13 protein-coding genes and 1 tRNA gene are annotated in these 19181 nt (G+C 56.3%); 12 read left to right on the top strand and 2 right to left on the bottom strand.

Translation table 11 applies throughout. From position 1 onward, the window contains the following. The first annotated feature begins 188 nt into the window (after positions 1-188). Entirely contained in the window at positions 189-599 is a 411-nt protein-coding gene (locus G7Y43_RS08675) for an MmcQ/YjbR family DNA-binding protein (protein ID WP_165046008.1), read from the top strand. A 24-nt stretch (positions 600-623) separates the two neighbouring features. Beyond that, the gene (gene dinB / locus G7Y43_RS08670; RefSeq protein WP_241158218.1) at positions 624-2039 is read left to right on the top strand and encodes a DNA polymerase IV; all 1416 of its coding nucleotides are present in this window, start codon (positions 624-626) and stop codon (positions 2037-2039) included. A 63-nt stretch (positions 2040-2102) separates the two neighbouring features. Here the strand turns inward: dinB and G7Y43_RS08665 are convergent, their stop codons facing one another. Further along, complete coding sequence (locus tag G7Y43_RS08665) at positions 2103-2903, bottom strand: SDR family NAD(P)-dependent oxidoreductase (protein ID WP_165046007.1); 801 nt, start codon at positions 2901-2903, stop codon at positions 2103-2105. A 598-nt stretch (positions 2904-3501) separates the two neighbouring features. On the opposite strand from G7Y43_RS08665, the gene ileS reads away from it, so the two are divergent. From ileS to G7Y43_RS08620, 9 genes are all read left to right on the top strand, one after another. Next, a complete protein-coding gene (ileS, locus tag G7Y43_RS08660; RefSeq protein ID WP_165046006.1) occupies positions 3502-6345 on the top strand; it encodes an isoleucine--tRNA ligase in 2844 nt (947 codons plus the stop codon). 8 nt (positions 6346-6353) lie between these two features. Beyond that, on the top strand, positions 6354-7043 hold the full coding sequence (gene lspA / locus G7Y43_RS08655) for a signal peptidase II (RefSeq protein ID WP_165046005.1): 690 nt from the start codon (positions 6354-6356) through the stop codon (positions 7041-7043). Further along, positions 7040-8113 (top strand): RluA family pseudouridine synthase, encoded by a 1074-nt coding sequence (locus G7Y43_RS08650; protein WP_165046004.1) that lies wholly within the window; start codon positions 7040-7042, stop codon positions 8111-8113. The genes lspA and G7Y43_RS08650 overlap by 4 nt, the downstream gene beginning before the upstream one ends. A gap of 93 nt (positions 8114-8206) precedes the next feature. Further along, the gene (gene hemH / locus G7Y43_RS08645) at positions 8207-9217 is read left to right on the top strand and encodes a ferrochelatase (protein WP_165046003.1); all 1011 of its coding nucleotides are present in this window, start codon (positions 8207-8209) and stop codon (positions 9215-9217) included. A gap of 105 nt (positions 9218-9322) precedes the next feature. Next, positions 9323-10513, top strand: a complete 1191-nt coding sequence (gene coaBC / locus G7Y43_RS08640) for a bifunctional phosphopantothenoylcysteine decarboxylase/phosphopantothenate--cysteine ligase CoaBC (RefSeq protein WP_206215111.1) — start codon at positions 9323-9325, stop codon at positions 10511-10513. 242 nt (positions 10514-10755) lie between these two features. Next, positions 10756-10832 (top strand) — tRNA-Pro (locus G7Y43_RS08635). 377 nt (positions 10833-11209) lie between these two features. Further along, positions 11210-12523 (top strand): circularly permuted type 2 ATP-grasp protein, encoded by a 1314-nt coding sequence (locus G7Y43_RS08630; protein WP_165046002.1) that lies wholly within the window; start codon positions 11210-11212, stop codon positions 12521-12523. Next, positions 12505-13188 carry an alpha-E domain-containing protein gene (locus G7Y43_RS08625; protein ID WP_165046001.1) on the top strand — a complete coding sequence of 228 codons (684 nt, stop codon included), beginning with the start codon at positions 12505-12507 and terminating at the stop codon, positions 13186-13188. Before G7Y43_RS08630 ends, G7Y43_RS08625 begins: the two co-directional genes overlap by 19 nt. Before the next feature lie 9 nt (positions 13189-13197). Beyond that, positions 13198-13989 carry a transglutaminase family protein gene (locus tag G7Y43_RS08620; RefSeq protein WP_165046000.1) on the top strand — a complete coding sequence of 264 codons (792 nt, stop codon included), beginning with the start codon at positions 13198-13200 and terminating at the stop codon, positions 13987-13989. Positions 13990-14173: 184 nt separating this feature from the next. Here G7Y43_RS08620 and G7Y43_RS08615 read toward each other — a convergent pair whose 3' ends face one another. Continuing rightward, positions 14174-16669 carry an LTA synthase family protein gene (locus tag G7Y43_RS08615; RefSeq protein WP_165045999.1) on the bottom strand — a complete coding sequence of 832 codons (2496 nt, stop codon included), beginning with the start codon at positions 16667-16669 and terminating at the stop codon, positions 14174-14176. Positions 16670-17028: 359 nt separating this feature from the next. Here G7Y43_RS08615 and G7Y43_RS08610 point away from each other — a divergent pair, with 359 nt between their 5' ends. Next, positions 17029-19152: a sodium-translocating pyrophosphatase gene (locus G7Y43_RS08610; RefSeq protein ID WP_206214451.1), complete on the top strand. Its 2124-nt coding sequence runs from the start codon at positions 17029-17031 to the stop codon at positions 19150-19152. The last annotated feature ends 29 nt before the right edge of the window (positions 19153-19181 follow it).

Below are 19181 nucleotides of genomic sequence, written 5' to 3'. Positions count from 1 at the left end.
TTGTGGGTTCATTTTGGCATCTCCGTATGTTTCCGCTTACATGCTAAATGATACCGCTTGGCCCCGCTTGTAACTACACTTCCCACAGTTGGCACCCTGTGCTACCCACTAAAAACCGCGAAGGGCCTTATTTTTGTTGCTGGTGTTGACGTCATTGCGATTACTGTTGTTTGAATGGAGCGAGTGATATGAGTGCTGTGAGTTCTGTGAGTGACGTAAGTGACATGAATGGGCAGCAAGAATCGTTGCGTGATCAGGTTTTCGACGTTGCAGAAAGCCGTTATGGGGCGAAGCTTGTCCGTAAGTGGCCCGACAAGAATCCCGGTTACGTAGTGCTCATTCATCCGGTTAGCCGCAAGTGGTTTGGTCTGGTTGCAGATATTCCTGGTCGCTATATTGGGTTAGATAACATCGAAAAGCTTGACATTCTTAATGTTAAGGCCGACCCGTTGCTTGTTTCTAGCCTGCTGCACGAAGAGGGTTACCATCCTGCATGGCACATGAACAAGGAACATTGGGTTACTATTCGTCTCGATGGCTCGGTGTCATTCGAGCAGATAGAGGGCCTGCTTGATATGAGCTTCACACTTGTTGGTTGATTGCATGCAGGAAAGGGGGTGGCCATGCGAAACGATCCGGCGATGCTGGGGAAAGATGATTCGACGTCCGGTTTGCGAAACGATTCGGTAACCAGTTTGCAGTCACACCCACAAACCGACTTGATACTCGAAGACGGTCTTGTGCTCGAGCCGTGGGAGGGGCCGGCTATCCTGCTTGTTGATCTTGATGCGTTCTTTGCATCGGTAGAGCAGCTCGATCATCCAGGATGGCGGGGGAAGCCGGTCATCGTTGGCGGCGACGCTGACAAGCGTGGCGTGGTATCAACCGCATCGTACGAGGCGCGTGCCTTCGGGGTACACAGTGCCATGCCTTCATCGCAAGCGGCGCGCTTGTGTCCGCAGGCCATCTGGACGCGCGGGCGTTTTACGCGCTATCGCGAAGTATCGAACCTTGTCATGAACATCCTGCGCGACGAGACTCCGCGCGTGCAACAAGTGAGCATTGATGAGGCATTTCTCGATGTGACGCCCACGCGATGCAATCGCGAACACCCCGTGCTCATCGCGCAACGCATCCAGCGTCGCGTTCGTGAGCTGGGGGTAACGTGTTCGGTGGGGGTGGGAACTTCGAAAACGGTGGCGAAAATCGCTTCCGACATGGACAAACCCTGTGGCTTGACCGTGGTCTATCCGGGAAGCGAAAAGGCGTTCTTGGATCCGCTTCCCGTGCGAACACTAAGCGGCGTGGGAAAGGTTGCCGAAGAAAAACTGCACTCGCGTGGTATTGCAACACTCGGCGACTTAAGCCGTGCCGACGAGCGCATGTTGGTGCGTCTGTTCGGGAAAAATGGCCGCACCATGCACCTGCGCGCGCTTGGGGCTGATGACACGCCTCTGATCGATGACAGTACGGTGAAGTCGGTGTCGAACGAAACGTCGTTCGCAGAAGACCTCGTGCTTCGCTCCGACGTAGAATCGGCGTTGGCAGCCATGGCGGCGAAGGTTGGTCGCCGACTTCGCAAGAAGGGCCTTGCCGGAACGTGTCTGGGCTTGAAGCTACGCCTAGGCGATCGGGCGGTCCGGTCGGCGCAATGTCAGCTACCCGTTCCCACCGATGATGAGTTCGTTATGCTGCCCGAATTGCGGCGTCTGCTCTCTGGTGTGTGGCAGGAAGGAATTCCCGTGCGCTTGGTGGGCGTGTCAATGAGCGGGTTTTCCGATTATGCCTGCGTACAGGAAAGCCTGTTTGAGGAAAGCCTGTTTGGCGATGATACCGCTGCTTTTGAAAGCAGTTCTGCCGGCACCACTCAGCGGAAAGAGCCGGCGCTGTTTGATGAACAGCGCCGGCGCGGTTTGCTGAAGGCGACTGACTCGGTGCGTGATCGTTTCGGCGAGAGCGCGGTTGCATTCGGCAGCGAACTGCGCACCACTCAAAACACCACGGGCAGTGCAGCGAAGAATCCAGCCGACTACAAATAAGGGGCAGCATCGTGCATTATCGCGCGCGACCTCGCGTGTTTCCGCTCGCAACGAATTGAAGCGTTACGGACGCAGACCCATGCCGCCTTCGAGCGTGACAGTTTCGCCGCTCATGAACTTGAAGTCGGGGCTGGCGAGCTGCACGACCACGCGGCCGATTTCGGTTTCGACGTTGCCATAATGACCCATGGGCGGCATCTTTACGTTCGCCTCAAATGCCTCGGGATACTGGTTCTTGAAGCCCTCGAGTGCCGCAGTCCAAGCTAGCGGGCACACCACATTCACGTTGATGCCGTCGGGGCCCCACTCGGTGGCAGCTACGCGTGACAGACCGCGGATGCCTTCCTTGGCGGCGGCGTAAGCGCATTGGCCGTAGTTGCCGAACAGACCCGCGCCGGAAGCGAAGTTGATAACCGAACCCTTCGTCTCTTTCAGGTACGGATAGCATGCCTGCATGTAGTAGAAGGTGGCGTAGAGACCCGAGTACAAGGCCAAATCGAACTGCTCGGGGGTGTGGTCGGCCAGCGTGACGCCCGACGCGGAAGCCTGTGCGTTGTTGACCAGCACGTCGATGCGACCAAACTTCTCGATAGCGGCGTCCACGACTCCCTGCGTGACGGCCTTATTGTCAGCCCCTGCATTCACGTCGGCGGCGACGGTCAGCACCTGGATGCCATGCTCTTCCTCCAAACGACGCTTAGCCTCGTCGAGTTTCTTCGTGTTGCGGCCGGTGATGACCAGATTTGCGCCTTCCTTGGCGTAGGCTGTCGCGATGCCGTAGCCGATGGAACCCGCCGATCCGTCGGTGAGCGCCGCGAAGCCAGCGCCGGTGATGATGGCGGTCTTACCCGTGAGAAATCCCATAGTTGTCCCCTTTCAGTGAAGAGATCATCGTGCATTCCAATGCGGTGCGACTGCGGGGCTCCTGCGAAGAGTGCGGGGGTTCTCTCAATCGCTGATCGCGATTATACGTGCATTTCTCACGCCGTTTCCTGTCGGGGGTCGTGCACTCGGCAGACGGGGGGATGCTTTGCGGTGGGCGGGCGCTACGTATGCGGTGGGCGGGCGTCACCTGGCTGTGTGCGCTATACTTATCGCTGTGTGAAAAGCTCGTGAGGAAAGGGAATACCGATGTCTCAGTTCAAGAAGCTGATGCTCATCATCTTGAGTGTGGTTGCCGTAGCCGCGCTGCTGGTGCTGTCGAAGGCGCTGCTGCTGCCAAACGGCATCAATGGCTAGGCGAAGATAAGCGGCTTTTTTGCGGTTTCCCTCGTGTCGGCTCGTGCTGGCCCGTGTTGGCCCGTGTTGGCCCGTGTTGGCCTGCTCGCTTCTCCTATGCAGCAATTCTGGAATCGAGCATCCGAAAAGCGTGGTGCATGCGGTATCGCCTATACTGTCCAAGTTTGGATGAAACCGTGCGCAATGGTGCGTACGTGAGTGAATTGGAAGGTGCGGCGAAACCATGGCGAACAGCTACAAAGGAACCATGAACTTGCCCGAAACCGATTTCCCCATGCGAGCGAATCTGCCCGAAAACGAGCCGAAACGCCTGGAGAAATGGGAAAACGAGCGTATTTACGAGCGCGTGCTCGAGAAGAACAAGGACGGCGAGCCCTTCGTCTTGCATGACGGCCCCCCGTACGCGAACGGGCCAATACATATCGGCCACGCCTTCAACAAGATTCTGAAGGACTTCGTGAACAAAAGCCACGCACAACGCGGTTATTTCACGCCCTACATTCCCGGTTGGGACTGCCATGGTCAGCCCATTGAGCACATGGTCGAAAAGACCTTAGGCCCTGATAAGATGGCTGCTACTAGTCAGCCCGAGTTGCGTCGTCTCTGCCGTGAATGGGCCGAGAAGTACGTGGGCGTGCAACGCGAGGGGTTCAAGCGCTTGGGCGTAAACGCCGATTGGGAACATCCCTATCTGACGTTTCTCCCGAATTACGAGGCCGGAAACGTCGAGATTTTCAAGACCATGTATCTAAACGGCTCGGTATATCGCGGCCGCAAGCCCATCCACTGGTGTAAGCGCTGCCATACCGCACTTGCCGAGGCGGAAATTGAGTACGGCGACGAGGTTTCGCCGTCTATCTTCGTTCGCTTTAAGATGGATACCATGCCCAGCGTCTACGAAGCCGCCGGTGTTACGGGCGAGGCATGGGTGCTCATCTGGACCACTACGCCCTGGACGTTGCCTGCGAACGCCGCGGTGTCGCTTGCTCCCGATGCCGACTACGTGATGGTGCAGGTGGATGGCGTCAACATGATCATGGCGCACGATTTGGTGACATCGGTTGCCGAGATCGCCGGCTGGCAGGGCTTCTCGCTTGTGTCGGATGCTGCAGGCGAGCCAGTGGTGTTGAAGGGACGCGAGTTCTGCGGCATGACGTATACGTGCCCGGTGCGTCGCGACCTGAAGGGCACGATTATCTACGGCGATCATGTAACGCTTGACACGGGCACCGGTTGTGTTCACACTGCGCCGGGTCATGGTCAGGACGACTATCTGGTGGGGCTTGAGTTCGGCATTCCCATTCTCATGCCTGTTGATGACAACGGCTGCTTCACCGATGAGGGCGGTCAGTTCGCCGGAATGAACGTGGATGACGCAAACCCGAAGATCATCGAATGGTTGCGTGAAGAAGGCACGCTGGTCGCCGAGCGTAAGATCGAGCATAGCTACCCGCATTGCTGGCGCTGCCACGAGCCGGTCATCTTCCGTGCTACCGACCAGTGGTTCGTGTCTATGGATGAAAACGACCTACGCGCGAAGGCGCTCGACGCCATTGACAACCAGGTTACCTGGGTACCCGCGTGGGCGAAAAACCGCATTGGTTCGATGGTGGCCGAGCGTCCCGACTGGTGCATCAGCCGCCAGCGCTCGTGGGGTGTGCCTATCCCCGTGTTTAAGTGTGCGAAATGCGGCAGCACGGTGGCAACCGAAGCCACGTTCGACGCGGTGATTGACCTGTTCTATCGCGAGGGTGCCGACGCGTGGTTTACGCGCAAGCCCGCCGAGTATCTGCCGGCTGACACAGTTTGTGAGGTGTGCGGCTGCACTGAGGTGCTGCCCGAGAAAGACATCTTGGACGTGTGGTGGGAATCAGGTGTGTCGCATACCAGCGTGTGTCGCCATCGCGCCAGTGAGGGCATGCACTTCCCGACCGAGTTGTACCTAGAAGGCTCCGACCAGCATCGCGGTTGGTTCCAGTCGTCGCTGCTCACGAGCGTGGGGGCCTACGGGGTGCCGCCCTACCAAAGCGTCATGCACTGCGGGTTCACCGTTGACGAGCAAGGCAGAAAGATGTCGAAATCGCTTGGCAACGGCATCGATCCGGCTGACATCGTAGGCAAGTACGGTGCCGACGTGCTGCGCCTGTGGGTGGCAAGCGTTGACTATTCACAGGATGTGTCCATCTCCGACGGCATTTTGAAGCAGGTATCAGACGCTTACCGTCGCTTCCGCAACACCTTCCGCTTCCTGTTGGGGAACTTAAACGACTACGATAACAGTATCATGGCGGAGGTTACCTGGGACGATCTGGAGCCCATCGACCGCTACGTCATGGCTAAAACCGCCGGACTTTTGCGCGAGGTGGAAGATGCCTACGCCGCATTGCGCTTCAACGCGGTGTACCGCGCTACCTACGATTTTGTGAACGACTTGTCCGCCGTGTACATGGATGTTACGAAGGATCGTCTGTACTCCGAGGCTCCTGCATCTCCGCGTCGCCGTGCGGTACAGACCGTGCTTATGAACGTGCTTGAGGTACTGGTGCGTGTGTTGTCGCCTATCCTGTCGTTTACCTGCGACGAGGTGTGGGAGCACTTCCCGCCGGCTATTCGCGCGCTCGATTCCCACGTGTGCAACGTGCAGCTGGCCGGATGGCCCAAGGTGAGCGATTTCACTCCGGCGCTTCCTGCCGACGGCGGTGCGGCGGCGCTTGCGGCGTTCGAGCCGGCTATGGCCGTACGCGACGTGGTGACCAAAGCGCTTGAGGACGCGCGTACTGCCAAGACGGTAAACAAGAGTCAAGAAGCTGCTATTAAGGTGTCCGCCCCTGCTCATGTGCTCGATTCGCTGCGAGCGTTTGATGAAGCTGTACTCGAAGAGCTATTCATTGTTTCCGGTGTTCAGCTTGAGGAAACCGATGAGCTGTCCGCCACAGTGATGCCTGCAGAAGGAGAGAAGTGTCCGCGTTGCTGGAACTACCGTACACTCGGCGGCAATGCTGCGCATCCCGACGTGTGTGAGCGCTGTGGAAACGCTCTTGACGCAATGAGCTGCTCGGCGGAATGAACGAGCGAATGACAAACGACGCGCTGAGCGAGGACGTGCGGAAAGGCGCGTCCTCGCCGGCGTGTGAGCCGGTGTCCTCTTCGGAAAAAACTGAGGTTTTGGGGAATTCCGCGTCTTCGGAAAGCCCGGTGGCGTCTGCGGAATCCGCAGTTTCGGGCGCGGCTTCAAAGATAGCTGCCGCTTCACCACGCGGGCTATTGCGCGGCGCTCGTGGGCACAGCGTGGTAGTGTTCTCTTTTGTTGCCATTGTGTGGCTTGCTTTCGACATGCTAACAAAAGCGTTTTTCAATACGTTTGAAGTGGGGGAACTCATCGGTGGCCCGTATTTGGGGCTCTTTGAGTTCCGTTTGGTGCACAACACAGGTGCAGCATGGGGTATGTTTGGCGATTCAACATTTGCCCTTGGTGTGTTGTCCGTGGTTGTTTGTGCGATGCTGATTGCATTTTTGTTGTTGGTTGATCCGCCGCTCAATTCGGTATGCACCGTAGGGTTGGCGCTGGTGTTCGCGGGTGGTGTGGGCAATGCGATCGACCGTTTCTCGCAAGCTTACGTGGTTGATTTCATTAACGCGACGTTTATCGATTTTCCGGTGTTCAATATTGCTGACATTGGTGTGACGTGTGGTTTTGCGTTGCTCTTCGTTGGCTTTTTTATTGCTGAGCGCGCTTCGTCGGCGTGCGACGAGGAACGCTCGTGACGCATTACAAGAGTCATACCGTGCGGCGCGAGCAGGCGGGCGATCGCTTGGACTCCCTACTTTCTGCTGTTGGGGCGTATTCCAGTCGCAGTGCTGCGGCGAAAGCTGTTGAGGGGGGTCGGGTTCTTGTCAACGGTGCTGAGGTTGCCAAGAAACACCTCGTGCGCGCAGGTGATGTCGTTGTGTATGAGCTTGATTGCGAAGTGCCCGCAGGTGTGGTGGAAGGTGAGCGCATCCCGCTTGACATCAGGTTCGAAGACGACCATCTGCTGGTGTTGTCGAAGCAAGCCGGTTTGGTGTGCCATCCTTCTGTCGACCATTTCGGTGGCACGTTGGTAAACGCGCTTGTTTACCATTGCGGGTTCGAACACCTATGTAACGTGCAGGGGGACGACGACCGGCTGGGTATCGTTCACCGGCTTGATCGGGATACGACGGGGCTTATGCTGGCCGCGAAAGACGATGCGACTGGCTATGCGCTTATGGCTGACATCCGCGACCGGGCAGTTGACCGGCGCTATCTTGCGCTCGTGCATGGCGTTATCGCTGCTGATACCGGCATGATTGATGCGCCGATCGCGCGTTCCGATCGCGATCGGTTGCGCATGGCTGTGCGTGACGTGCCGTCGGCGCGCGATGCCGTGACAACGTTTCGCGTGCTCGAGCGTTTTGATCCCAAAGGGAAAGACGACGGGTATACGCTGATTGACTGCAAACTGTTCACTGGGCGCACGCATCAGATCCGTGTGCACATGGAATACACGAAGCATCCGCTGGTGGGTGATCCGGTGTATACGGCCTGTGCTCCTGGTAATCCCGCTGCAGGGCTGGGGCTTTACCGTCAGTTCCTACATTCGTTCAAGCTAGGGTTCGATCATCCGATGACGGGAGAGCGTCTCGCCTTCGCCGATCGGTTACCCGACGACTTGCAGCAGGCGTTCGACGGCCTTGCTGACAGAAGTTGCGGTAGAACGGCTGCGGGTGCAGAAGTGTTTGACGAGTTGGACGCAGCGCCCGCCCCGAGCTTGAGTGCCATTGCGGCGATGGACGAGATACGATCTGGCACGTAAACTGCGCACGTTGGGTAGGCATGTTGGTACGGGCGCGATGACACGGTAGCGAGATGCACGGTAGTGGCTGCGAAATGAGGAAGGGCAGAAAGCATGGCTGATTCCCAGAAACGATGCGGGGTGCTGCTGGTGAACACTGGCACGCCATCGGCTCCCGAGCCGCGGTCAGTGCGCCGGTATCTGGCGAAGTTCCTGATGGACAAGCGTATTAGGCCCATGAATGCAGTTGTCTGGTGGTTTATTCTCCATTTTTTCATTTTGCCCAAGCGGGGTCGCGTATCGGCGGAAAAGTACCGCGCTATTTGGAGCGATGAAGGTTTCTTCTTCGCAACCACCCATGAGAAGATTGAAGTAGGGCTTCAGGCAGCACTTGATGCCGCTGGGCACGATGCAGTGGTACGTTGTGCAATGAGCTATAGTGAGCCAACTATTCCCCGCGCACTTCGTGAGATGAAACGCCTGGGTTGTAATCAGCTCGTGGTGTTGCCTCTGTATCCGCAAAGTGCGCACTCCACGTGCGGTGCGGTGCGCGATGGCGTGAAGCGGGGATTGCGAAAGGCGCGCTGGCAGGTGGAACACGACGTCATAGACAATTACCACGACAATGGCACATACATCAGGGCTATTGCCGCTTCGATTCGCAACGCTGGTTTCAATCCCGAATCTGACGATCGGTTGCTGTTTTCGTTTCATTCCATTCCGATGATTGATATCGAAAACGGTGACACGTACGAGCTGCAAACGAGCGCAACGAGTCTTCAGATCGCAAGCGAGTTGGGTATCGAACGACGTCGTTGGACCATTGGTTATCAATGTCGGTTCGACAAAAGTAGGCAGTGGCTTGCGCCGTTCACGCGCGACGTGCTCGCGCGCTGGTCGCAGGTTGACGGGCCGCGCATATTTTGCGTGTGCCCCAACTTCGCTGTTGATTGCCTTGAAACGCTGTACGACGTCGATCACGATTTGAAGCCGTACTATTTCGACATGGTGCGGAAGGCGGGACGCGAGCCTGATTCAACCAAGTTCACGTACGTCCCTTGTCTGAATAGGAGTAAAGCGCACGTGCAGGTGCTGATGAGTGTACTTGGGCCTTATATGAGGTAGCGAGCATTGTGTCGAAGGGATGTATTGGATCAACGCGGGTGAGCCCTTTGACACTCTTCGAGACAGTGACGGTTGTCTTAGTGATGTTGGGGAAGGATAGAAAGAATGGAACAGAAAACAGTCCTCATTGGGGTGACAGGATGCATCGCGGCATACAAGACGTGCGAGATTGTGCGCGGCTTGCAGAAGGCCGGTGTGCGCTGCAAGGTGGTCATGACCGAGCATGCCACCCAATTCGTTGGTCCGCTGACGTTTCGCTCGCTCACGCATGAGCCGGTTGCCGTAGGGCTGTTCGACAACCCCTCCGACCCGATTCACCATATTTCGCTTGCTCAGGAAGCCGATTTGTTCCTCATTGCGCCGTGTACGGCGAACGTGCTGGCCAAGGTGGCAAACGGCATTGCTGATGATCTGCTGACCACGACCGCACTTTCCACAACAGCGCCGCTCGTTATTGCTCCGGCCATGAACGTGCACATGTACGAGAATCCTGCAACCATCTACAACATGGGCAAGCTCGAAGCGCGTGGCGTGCGCATTATCGAGGCGGGAAGCGGTTATCTCGCGTGTGGCGATGTAGGTCGTGGACGCTTGGCTGACGTGAGCGACATCGTGTCGGTTGTACTGGCCGAGCTGGGTATTCGTCGCAATCTCGAAGGACGACAGGTTATGGTGACTGCTGGCCCGACGGTGGAGCCAATAGATCCGGTGCGGTACCTTTCGAACCATTCGTCGGGAAAGATGGGTTACGCGCTTGCTCGCGCTGCTGCCGTGCGGGGAGCACGTGTAACGCTCGTGTCGGGGCCAGTATCGCTACCAAAGCCGGAAGGCGTGCGGGTAGTTCAGGTGCGCACGGCGTGCGAGATGCTTGCCGCGGCCGAAGAGGCGTTTGCTGTAGCCGACCTAGGTGTGTTCGCTGCGGCAGTTGCCGACATGCGTCCGAAGCAGGTCGCAGCACACAAGTTGAAGAAAGGGGAGTCTGATAGCGCGCTCTCATGCATTGAACTTGTGCGCAACCCCGACATCCTTGCCACGTGTGCCGCTTCAAAAGGAAGGCGAGTGATTGTTGGATTTGCCGCCGAAACCGACGACGTGGTGGCGTACGCCAAGGGTAAGCTGGCTTCGAAAGGGGCTGACCTTATTGTGGCGAACGAAGTGGGCGAAGGTAAGGTGTTTGGTGCCGACAGTAATCAGGCATGGTTGATTGACGCACATGGCGCCGAGCAGCTGCCGCTTATGTCGAAGGACCGCCTAGCAGATGTTATCCTCGATCGAGCCGTATCGTTGCTTCCGTAGTGCGCTTGCCTACGCGGCGTGATGCGAGTTCGTTCGTGCGTATGCTTCACGGGTGAGGTGGCGTGCGAAATGGTACGTCGCGTTCGTTGCGTATGTGTCGTGCTGCATATCTTGCGCACGCCACACACTCACATGCTGCACGTGTGGCGTTGACGTGCGATTTGCAGATTTTTCTTCAAATCGCTTGCCAAAGTAGCATGTTCTGGGTAGTATACCGTCTTGCGTTTGAACAAGGCGCGTTTCGGGTTGTGGCGCAGTTTGGTAGCGCACTTGACTGGGGGTCAAGGGGCCGCAGGTTCAAATCCTGTCAACCCGACCAGCTAAAACAGCAGGTCAGAAGAGTAAATCTTCTGACCTGCTTTACGTTTTGCGGGTGAATTGTGCAAGATTGACAATCGTTTGTTCCCTCTGAAACGTGAGAAATCGGTCTGGTATGCAATCTGCACTTATATTGGTGCCGAACATGCATCATAATGGCTTCTTGAGACGTTTCGCCGCTTTTGGCGTTGCTTGTGCGCTGCCTTTGCTGCGTTGTTCGCGCGGCGTGTGGTGCGCAGCGTCTCTCACATTGTCATACGTGCCTGGGACGTCTTGCTAAGGACGGGTTCATCCTGTGCGGGAGAGGCTGGCGTTTTCGATGCCCGCTGCTTTCGGAGTGTGAGTGTGTTCGGGTGCGACCACGTGAAGGATGCGCCTATGTACGAGAATCTGGTCAGACATACTCCCAAAATCAACCAGCAGCTTGCTCGATACGGGGTGAAGTTCGGCATCTATAAGGACAACGTGTTCTCGGAGCGCCTGTTTCCCTTCGACGCCGTTCCCCGCATCATTTCTGCCGAAGCGTGGGATGTGCTCGAGCGCGGGCTTATCCAGCGCGTTGATGCGCTGAACGCCTACCTGCGAGACTTGTACGGTGATAAGCAGATTATCGCCGACGGGGTGGTTCCGCAGGATTTCGCGTTTGCGTCGAGCGGGTATTTGCCACAGTGTGAGGGCATTGTGCCACCAAAGGGTATTTACAGTCATATTTCCGGCATCGACCTGGTTGAGGGTGACGATGGGGAATGGTACGTGCTTGAAGACAATCTGCGCATACCGTCGGGCGCATCGTATCCGCTGGTCGCGCGCAATTTGTGTCGCCGATGCGATGCCGAGACGTTCCGTGGATCGGCCATCCGCGACAACCGCGACTACGGCGAGCGCCTGCGTGCCGTAATGGATAACGTGAATTGCGGCGGCATCAACGTGGTGCTCACACCGGGCCGTTTCAATGCAGCATATTTCGAGCATTCGTATCTGGCCGAACATGCAGGTGCGGTGCTGGCCGAGCCGAGCGAGCTGTTTGTCGATAACGAAACGCTCTATTTCCGTGATGCTACGGCAAACCGCAAAGTGGGTGCGGTGTATCGCCGCTTGTCGGATGAATACCTTGATCCGTTGTGTTTCTTGCCGGAAAGCCTGATCGGTGTTCCCAACATCATGAGCGCCTACCGTGCAGGCAACGTGGCTATTGTGAACGCGCCCGGTAACGGCGCGGCCGACGACAAAGGCATCTACTACTTCGTGCCGAAGATGGTCGAGTACTACTTGGGCGAGAAGCCTCTGCTCAAGAACGCGCCAACGTATCTGCCGTTCTACGATGACGACATGGCCTACGTGATGGACAACGCCGATACGCTGGTCATCAAGGATGTTGCGGAAGCGGGCGGCTACGGAGTGGTGTTCGGCTCGACGCTCGCTCCGGAAAAGCTCGAAGAGTTGAAGGCTCTCATCCGCCGCGAACCGCGACGGTTTATTGCACAGGAGGTCATCGACTTCCTATGTCTGCCCACCTATATCGGCGGGGAAATGGTGCCGCGCAAGGCTGACTTGCGTGCATTTGTGCTGTCGGGCGAGAAGACGAGCGTGTGGCCGAGTGGCTTGACGCGCTACTCGCGCGAAGAGGGTTCTAGTGTTGTCAATTCGTCCCAAGGAGGGGGGTTCAAGGACACATGGGTTCTTTGTCGATAGAGAAGGTTGAACACCTGCTGTGGCTGGGCCGTTACGTCGAACGCAGCTACACCACACTGCGGTTCATCTTGTCAACCTATGATGCCGCACTCGATTCGCTCGAGGGAAACTGGAAAGGTCAGCTCGAAGAACTGGGCTTTGATGCGAGCAACGATGATCCGCTGTCGTTCTTTAACAACTGCTTGTTCGATTTAAGCAACGCATCATCGCTGAAGTACTCCATGAATGCAGCGTATGACAACGCTGTGCTGCTGCGCGACGTAATAGGAACGGAAAGTATCGCCTATGTGCAGATGGCGGCCGACGCGGTTGACGCTGCCGAAGTGTCTGACGCGCCGCTACTCGACCTGCAGCTGGTGCTCGATTACATTATGGCGTTCAAGGGCTGCGTTGATGACTACATTGCCGATGATTCGGCGCGCAATATTATCAAGAGCGGTATTAGTGTTGAGCGCTTAGACTTGTATACGCGCCTGTCGTTTCGGCTTGACCGGCTGCCGAAGGAAACGCATCGGTTGGCCGGCCGCATCGACCGTATTGGTATACCGTACAACAAAGACGCGTTCAAGCGAGTGATTGCCTGTGTGTTTGATCAGGGGTTTCCTGAGAATATGACCTACGAACGTTTGGGTGACTTGCTTGCTGACATAGCGGGCATCTTCTAAGGAGGGCTTGTGCGGATACTTTCGTTCTCCTTCGAAACGACGCTGCAGTTCAGCGATCCGGTAAGTGAGCACAGCTTCGTGCTGCGCTGCTTACCGAAAAGCTGTGCTTCGCAGACGGTGCTCGACTCTCAAATTATCATCACGCCGCATACGACCGTTGCCGCGCAGGTTGACGGGTTCGGCAATTTGTTACAGGTAGGTCGCATCGCTGAGCCTCACAGCGAATTTAACTTCATATCGTCGGGTATGGTGGTGGTCGACACCGAGAACTGTTCGGCGGAACCGGCGCATCCCATGTTCCTTCGCGATTCGAGTTTTGCGGCAACAAGCGGGGCTATCCGCACTTTCGCAGCCGATGCGTTACGGGTGGCGTGCAATGCGCCAGCGTGGGATAAGGCGATGAAGCTATCTCATGCCTTGCACGAGCATCTATCTTACAAGCCGGGCGCTACCGACGTGTCAACGACGGCTGCTGAGGCGTTCGAGCTGGGATGCGGTGTGTGTCAAGATTACGCACATATTCTCATTGCTGCCTGCCGCACGGAAGGTATTTGTGCACGCTATGTGAACGGCCTGATTGTGGGGGAAGGAGCTACACATGCGTGGGTGGAAGTACACGACGGCGACCATTGGCGCGGTATTGATCCCACACATGACTGCGCGGTGACCGATGAGTACATTGCGCTGTCACGCGGCCGCGACTTCTCGGATTGCGCTATCGAGTCCGGCGTGTTTCGCGGTGGGGCGCAACAGAGCCAGAACGTCATCGTGCACGTAGTCGACCAAGCATCACGTCTGTAGCAATCGCCCGTAAAGGCTGTAAAGGTGTGATGCACACGAAGTACACCTTCTACTGTAGCGTGTAGGGGACAACGGGGACGTAGGTTATTGTCCCGTTCTGTTCTGTTTTAAAACAGAACAGAACGGGACAATAACCTACGTCCCCGTTGTCCCACCCCCGTTGTCCGTTGTCCCCTACGTTCTGTTACTGGAGCGTGTACCAAAGGTTGCTTCTAATAAGACCCCTGTTGAACAGGTTGTCGTATTGTAAGATGCGCAGGTTTTGCAGTCGCTCTTCAGCAGTGGCTGCAAACTCGCTCTCGCTGCCTTCGCCGTTGAAGCGATGCCAAGTGCCGTCGGCAAGCAGGTATCCGTTTAGGTTGATCGCGGGTATCAGCTGGCTGGTTTCAGCGAGGCAGCTCTGATACGGCGTAAGCGGCAGCTCCGCTGCGCCTAAAAGTCTCACTCCAAGATAGTTGAGACTGATTCTGTTGGTATGCGTCTCGCCTTCGGGAAGTGTTGGTTCGTTAGGCTCGTCAGATCTTTCTTCACTGGTGTTTTCGCTGGTTTCATTGCCTTCGCCTTCGGTGTCGTTATCGACACTGTCTTCGAAAGCGTATTCCTCGCTGCTTTCTTCCTCATTGTCTTGCACGGCGTTTCTACCGAGAGTTCGTTGTAGCTCAGCAAAGTCGGTCGGCTCGATCTGATGATCTAGCTTTGAGCGTGCGCTCGCGTTAGCCCAGATCATGTATGGGGTGTTCCAGCATTCCTGCAGCGTTTCAAGGTCGGCACTACTAATTCGCTGGCTGTCGTGCGTTTCTTCCCATAAAGCTTCGGTGAACCCTGGTTGGTGGTCGCCGAAAAAGCACAGCACAATGGGTCGCTCGGTTAGCTCGAGTGCTTCTAAGAAGTCAAGCAAATCGAGTTGCGACTGCCTGACAACGCTTGCATATTCGCTGAGTTCGGGCGCGGTTGTGCCAGATGGAGTATCCACGTTCAGGCTCACATTATGGGGAACACCTTTTTCATAGCCGCCATGGTTTTGCATGGTCACGTCGAAGATGAACTGGGGCTGTGTGTTCGCTTCAAGCATTTCGAGGATAACGTTGTAGGTTTCCTTGTCGGTGACCATGTCACGTAGCGTTTCGGCACCTTCGAATGATTCAATGCTGGTGAAACTGTCGAAGCCAAGCTGCTGGTAGATACGGTCACGTCGCCAGTTGGTCGCCTCATTGGGATGGATGGCGTGCGTTGCGTAGCCCAGGTTCGAGAAATACGACACCAGGCTTTCGGTTCCTTCGAGGTTATACTGAACGTACGGGTACGCACCGGCACCCAGAAAACCATTGGTTGAACAGGTAAGGAATTCGAACTCACTGTTGCAGGTGCCGCCACCTTTGGCCGACACATAGGTATAACCGCTCTCTATGGCCCCTTGTGCCAGCTGGTAATACAGCTCGGGTTTTGCCTCGGATGCTTCGAGTGTTGGAAACGATGACAAGTCGGAAAACGACTCATTCATGATGGCGATAACCGTAGGCGTCGCGTTTCCGATGACTCCTGTAGCCTCGGCAATTCCTGTAGCCCCTGTAGCCTCAACAACCCCTGTGACTTCGGCAGGCTCCATCGCCTGCTCAGCTGCCAGGTCTGGCTCAAGCTGATCGGCGTAGGCGAGGGCGGGGGCTAGTGCGGTGTTATCCGGCGCTGATTCGATTGACAATGCAGTGCTTTGCTGGGCCAGAAGAGCGTCGGCGTTCGGAGGGCTGTAGCCGTCAGGTGCCTTGGGAACGAGATCCTGCATCTGCTTCATGAAGCATGCAGCGGAACCTTTACTCTTGTAGGCGTCTGTTGCGTTCCAGACGTCAATTTGCACACCAAAGTCCTCTTCGAAATCAAGGTGCTCGAACGCGGTGTATGCGCCGCCTACAATGCTAGCTGCTACCAGTACGCTAGCAAGTGCGCCGCCGAAATTCGCTTTAACCTTTGGCACGTATGCCAACGCCGCCAAGCACGCAGCGAATACGCAAATCGATTCGAGTAGGGGCCACCCGAGCGTATAGGAATACCCGCCGCTCACCGTAAGTGCCGTTGAGAACGCCATAACGTCGGAAGGCAGGATTGGTTGTCCTTTGAATAACGTGACGAAGTAATTTGCTATACCAATGAACAGGCATGAACCCAAAAACAGTGCAATGGCGGCGCGCGAGCGCTGTAAGAGAACGAAGAGGACGGTAAACACAACCGCCAAAATGGCCAGGCTAACCAGCATGCCTTGAGCCTCCATGAAAGGAAAGCTGTCGTTGTACGGCCGCTCGATCAGGTAAAACCCAATCGGTACTGCTAATACTGCTGCAATGGGGCGGAAATGCTTCCATCGCGAAAGCGGTGCTGCACTTCGAGCATCTCGCGTAAGGCAGAGCATTCCCAAAAAGCTGAACAGCATACAGCTTGCGAGAGTTGCTGGCACCGGCGCGCTCACGAATCCAGCCAGCGCGGCGAGCGCGAGAATAACTGCAGCGGCAACAAAGCCAGCGCAAGCCGCCTTCGACCATGTGCAAGCCTTCTTCCACTGATGGGCAAACCACCGGCTCGGCTTAATTGGGCTGTCGGTGGCGTATCCCGGTTCAACGGCGTCACAAGACGCCGCATTGACGGTGCGCGTGGGGTAAGCCGTTTCAGCGAGCGTTGTTTTATCTGGCACGATGTCGCATACCTCATGAGTCGGTGACGTTGCCGTAAAGCAACCATTGTACCGGTTTTGCAAAGCCTGCGTAACCCAAAAGGAACCAATCGGCCTATTGAGGCATGTTTTGTTAAGGAACGGTTCAGAAAAGGTTTTGAAAAGGTTTAAAGCTTGTGTGGGTATTCCTGTGAGTGTTTTTCCAATGTCGTTCGCGGGAAAGGGGTGCGCGCGAAGGCAAAAAGAGCTAGCTATTCTGATTGTATGCTCCTAAAATGGGCGTGTTGGTCATTTTCCCGTTCAGAATGCCTAACGGAAAGATGACCCGGTTATGTATCCGATCGAGAAGGAGGATTCAAGTGACGTTGTCAGTCGCCTGGATGGCCCCGGTTTGCGCTCTTATCGGCGTTGCTGTGGCTGCGTACCTCGGGTCGTGGGTCTTAAAGCAGGACCCCGGTTCCGACAAGATGAACGGCATCTCGCTCAAAATCCAGCAGGGCGCCAAGGCGTTCCTGATGGCCGAGTACAAGCTGCTCATTATTTTTATGGCGGTTGTCGCCATTATCATGGCTGTGGCGCTTTCGCCGTGGACCGCTGCTGCATTTATTACCGGCGGTGTTATGTCTGCTGCTGCCGGCTACGTTGGCATGCATGTGGCAACTCGCGCCAACACGCGTACGGCTCATGCCGCTGAGGAATCGGTGGCCAAAGCGCTGAACATCAGCTTTAAGTCGGGCTTGACCATGGGCCTGTGCGTTGCGTCGTTCGCGTTGTTGGGCTTGTCATTATGGCTGGTGTTGCTCGTATTTAGCGCTGCTACCGGCGTTGATATTACGGCAGAAATTGCTGCCAAGATGCACACCAACATTGGCATGGTTGAGGGCTTCGCCACCGGCGCCTCTGCTGTCGCTCTGTTCGCCCGTGTTGGCGGCGGTATTTACACCAAGGCCGCTGACGTCGGTGCCGACCTGGTTGGCAAGGTTGAGGCGGGCATTCCCGAAGACGACCCCCGCAACCCCGCCACCATCGCCGACAACGTAGGTGACAACGTGGGTGATGTGGCTGGCATGGGTGCCGACCTGTTCGAATCATATACGGGTTCTATTTTGGCTCCCACCATTTTGGCTGCCACCTTTGGCGCGCTGGGCTATTTCACTAATAGCATCGATCTTGTGTGGGCGCTTGTGACTCCGGTGATCATCGCTGCTTGCGGCATCATTACCTCCATCATTGGATTGTCTGCCGTGCGTGCTAAGGAAGGTGCTGCCCTGCACAAAGCGCTCAACCGTGGCACTTACGTTGCTGCCGGCATTGAGATCGTTATCATCTTCTGTATCTTCCTCATGTGGAACAACTCTGGTACCGACGCTCAGCCGCTGTTCCTGTTCGGTTCTGTACTGTGCGGTCTTCTGGCTGGCCTTGCTATTGGCAAGATTACCGAGTACTTCTGCTCCGATAAGTATAAGCCGGTTCATGGTATCGCTGAAGCTGCCGAAACTGGTGCCGCAACCGTCATCATCGAGGGCCTGGGCACGGGCATGCTGTCCACCATCGCTCCTATTATCTTAGTTTCGCTCGCCATTATCGGCGCGTACACGTTCGGCAACATGGCCTTTGCAGGTGCTGTTTCGGTGACTGAAGGCGGTATTGCTGCTGGTCTTATTGGCGTTGGCTTGGCTGCTACTGGCATGCTGTCCAACACCGCCATTACCATCGGCGTCGACGCGTATGGTCCGGTGGCCGACAACGCCGGTGGCATTGCTGAGATGGCTGGCTTGCCCGAGGAAGTTCGCGACCGTACCGACGCACTGGATGCCGTGGGTAACACCACCGCTGCTATTGCGAAGGGTTTCGCCATTGCTTCTGCTGGTTTGTCTGCCATTTCGCTGTTTGTTTCCTATCAGGCAACCATGCATCACGCCATCCCGGGCTTCGAACTAACGCTCACTGACCCGATGATCGTTGCGGGCATCTTCTTAGGTGCTATGATGCCGTTTATGTTCGCCGCGCTGACCATGGGTGCTGTGTCGCGCGCCGCTCATGCAATGGTTGAAGAGGTTCGTCGCCAGTTCCGCGAGATCAAGGGCATCATGGAATACGAGGCCGAACCCGAATACGACAAGTGCGTTGCAATTTCTACCAGCTCTGCACTGAAGGAAATGATGACCCCGGGTATTCTTGCTATCGTGGTTCCGGTGCTTATCGGCTGCTTCAACCCGGCTATGCTCGGCGGCTTTTTGGCTGGCGCCGTGGCAACAGGCATGTTGATGGCAATCTTTATGAGCAACGCCGGTGGCGCGTGGGATAACGCGAAAAAGTACATTGAACAGGGCTACCATGGTGGTAAGGGCTCTTCGGCTCATAAGGCTGCTGTTGTGGGTGACACCGTGGGCGACCCATTCAAGGATACGTCCGGCCCGTCGATGAACATTCTCATCAACTTGATGACCATTGTTTCGCTGACCTTCACCCCGCTCTTTGTGATCGTTCAGAACCTGCTCTAGTTCCTTGTTGGTGTAATCCGACATAGGTT

The sequence above is a fragment of the Adlercreutzia sp. ZJ138 genome, from assembly GCF_011038935.1.
Taxonomy (GTDB): domain Bacteria; phylum Actinomycetota; class Coriobacteriia; order Coriobacteriales; family Eggerthellaceae; genus ZJ141.
Note: the sequence above shows the minus strand (reverse complement) of the source record. Positions and strands in the feature narration are given on the sequence as shown.